The sequence below is a fragment of the Endozoicomonas sp. ONNA2 genome (assembly GCF_024606365.1).
Classification (GTDB): domain Bacteria; phylum Pseudomonadota; class Gammaproteobacteria; order Pseudomonadales; family Endozoicomonadaceae; genus Endozoicomonas.
The window spans coordinates 1-2088 of sequence record NZ_JAHHPO010000123.1 but is presented as its reverse complement, the minus strand read 5'-3'; the positions used below and the strand labels follow the sequence as shown (position 1 = coordinate 2088).

4 protein-coding genes and 1 pseudogene are annotated in these 2088 nt (G+C 46.1%); 3 read left to right on the top strand and 2 right to left on the bottom strand.

Annotated features, from left to right (window positions below):
- The 3 genes and pseudogenes from KDK14_RS02320 to KDK14_RS02310 form a co-directional block, all read left to right on the top strand.
- Positions 1-102 (top strand): annotated as a pseudogene (locus KDK14_RS02320) (mannose-1-phosphate guanylyltransferase); the annotation flags it as partial.
- A 106-nt stretch (positions 103-208) separates the two neighbouring features.
- The gene (locus tag KDK14_RS02315; protein WP_257263408.1) at positions 209-415 is read left to right on the top strand and encodes a type II toxin-antitoxin system VapB family antitoxin; all 207 of its coding nucleotides are present in this window, start codon (positions 209-211) and stop codon (positions 413-415) included.
- Positions 416-820, top strand: coding sequence for a PIN domain-containing protein (locus KDK14_RS02310; RefSeq protein ID WP_257263407.1), 405 nt, complete (start codon positions 416-418; stop codon positions 818-820).
- Between the two features lie 183 nt (positions 821-1003).
- On the opposite strand, the gene KDK14_RS02305 is transcribed toward KDK14_RS02310, so the two are convergent.
- Positions 1004-1219: a toxin-antitoxin system HicB family antitoxin gene (locus KDK14_RS02305; RefSeq protein ID WP_257263406.1), complete on the bottom strand. Its 216-nt coding sequence runs from the start codon at positions 1217-1219 to the stop codon at positions 1004-1006.
- Positions 1216-1644 carry a putative toxin-antitoxin system toxin component, PIN family gene (locus KDK14_RS02300; RefSeq protein ID WP_257263405.1) on the bottom strand — a complete coding sequence of 143 codons (429 nt, stop codon included), beginning with the start codon at positions 1642-1644 and terminating at the stop codon, positions 1216-1218. The genes KDK14_RS02305 and KDK14_RS02300 overlap by 4 nt, the downstream gene beginning before the upstream one ends.
- Positions 1645-2088 lie beyond the last annotated feature (444 nt).

Genomic DNA, 2088 nt, shown 5'->3' with positions numbered 1-2088 from the left:
AACCCCGGCAAGTTTGACCTTGAACTGATTGAGGTGCAGGGCGGCGGGTATCTGGGTGAGGATGATATTGTGCGGTATGAGGATACGTATGGGCGGTTGTGATGAGTTATGGGTTGTGAGTTGTGAGGGAGAGAGATAGGAGATAGTTGTTTACTATTTTTTGGCGGGCTACTATAAATACACCATTATTATCTAAAAAGGTGTATTTATGCCCTCGAATGCAAGAACCAATATCGTCATTGATCAGGATTTGATGCGTGAAGCCCTTGAGCTTTCCGGCCTTGGCTCGCGGCGTGAGCTTGTGAACTATGCCTTACAGGAGCTGGTTCGCAGGGAAAAGCAGAAACAAATCCTGTCGTTAAAAGGGAAGGTCGCCTGGGTGGGGAATCTTGATGATATGAGAGAAACCCGCTGAATGGATATTATGGTTGATACCAGCGTTTGGGTTGATTTTTTTAATGATGTTGATAACCCGCAGGTGAATTATCTTGTGAAGTTGTTACAAGAAGGTCGGGTTGCCACCTGCCCGGTGATACTTATGGAAGTACTCCAGGGGATTCGGGCAGACAAGACATGCAAAAAAACGGAAAGTTACCTTTCTTCGCTCGCCAGTTACTCAATATCAGATCAGCTGTTTATTGATTCTGCCATGCTGTATAGAAAGGCCAGAAAGAAAGGTATTACTATTCGTAAAAGTATGGATTGTCTCATTGCTGTCACCGCGATTCATTATGCTCTCCCTCTCTTACACAGAGATCGCGATTTTGATGCTATTGAAAAGTACTCAAAACTGATTTGTGTCAACGCGAGCCAGCATTAAGTTCGACCTTGAGCTTATCGAGGTATAGAGCGGTGAGGTTGATATTGTGCGGTATGAGGATACGTATGGGCGGGGGTGATGAGTTATGGGTTGTGAGGGAATGGTTAAGGGGGAATAGGGAATTTGTCTATCCACAATTAACTATTCCCTATTCACTCATAACCCATAACTACAAGCCATAACTCACAACCGGCCATCCAGCCTGTCCAGAATTTTCAGGGCCTCCTTTGGATTGCCTGATTCTGCCCTGGCCAGGTAACGGTTATAGGTATCAAACTCTGCCAGGGCAATGGTTGATAATTCATCCATCAATTTGTTCAGGCTGATGTTTCTGGATTTGGCCAGTTGTTTCAGACGTTCATGTTTTTCTTCGGTCAGTCTAATGGTGAGCACGCTCATTGTCGGATCTCCCTGATAAAGTCTTCTGGTTTGCAAATGGTCAGGTGGTCAAACCTCAGTTCTCCTCGACCAATATCTTTAATGTTTTTGGTGATGATATGGCTGGCACCACCGGCCATCGCCAGTTCTACCAGGTGATTATCGGCTTCGTCTGGTAGGTTTGGCCGCCAGAGATAATAGATCTCAACCCATCGGGTAACACCCAGCACCGCGTTGAGCACCTGCTCACGTTCCAGCTCAGTAGTACGACTCTTATTCCAGAGTGCGGGCCTGTTCAACAGCGACTCATACTCGGTATAAAGGGCATTGCCCATCAGAGGGTTCAACTGCCGATTCAGACACAGCCTGAGAATCTCCCGGCTTGCGCCGCCACTACCGAGAAGTGCCGAAACAAGGCAGCTGGTATCAAGTACAATGGTTTTCATGAATTTAATGATAGCGCATATGCTATCTAGGAGTATTTGCTAATGTCTGTGCTGACCTGCTTTAAAGGCTACGATATCCGTGGCCGCATGCCTGATGAATTGAATGAAGCTATTGCCTGGCGGATTGGGCGGGTAACGGCGGAATTTCTTAAGGAAAATTAAGCAAAAACGGGGGGCAGGTCTTTAATTATGCATAATAAATGTCGTTTATCATGATCAAAAAGTTATTTGCACAATGAAAGACCTTGGCCTTCTATGCCGACGCCTGCCGATATTGGCCGCAAACCCAAGCCATGAAAAAATGTCTGATCATCAATATCACCATTCTGTTCTGGGTGATCACTGCGGAAGCAAAACCGGGGTCAAAACCGGGGTCAAAAACCGGGGTCAAAAACCGGGGTCAGGTCTTGATTCTTGACGCTGATTAATCCTGTTCTACTTTTA

Coding starts and splice junctions, on each gene's coding strand:
- KDK14_RS02315 (WP_257263408.1), top strand. CDS start 209: ATGCCCTCGAATGCAAGAACCAATATCGTCATTGATCAGGATTTGATG.
- KDK14_RS02310 (WP_257263407.1), top strand. CDS start 416: ATGGATATTATGGTTGATACCAGCGTTTGGGTTGATTTTTTTAATGAT.
- KDK14_RS02305 (WP_257263406.1), bottom strand. CDS start 1,219: ATGAGCGTGCTCACCATTAGACTGACCGAAGAAAAACATGAACGTCTG.
- KDK14_RS02300 (WP_257263405.1), bottom strand. CDS start 1,644: ATGAAAACCATTGTACTTGATACCAGCTGCCTTGTTTCGGCACTTCTC.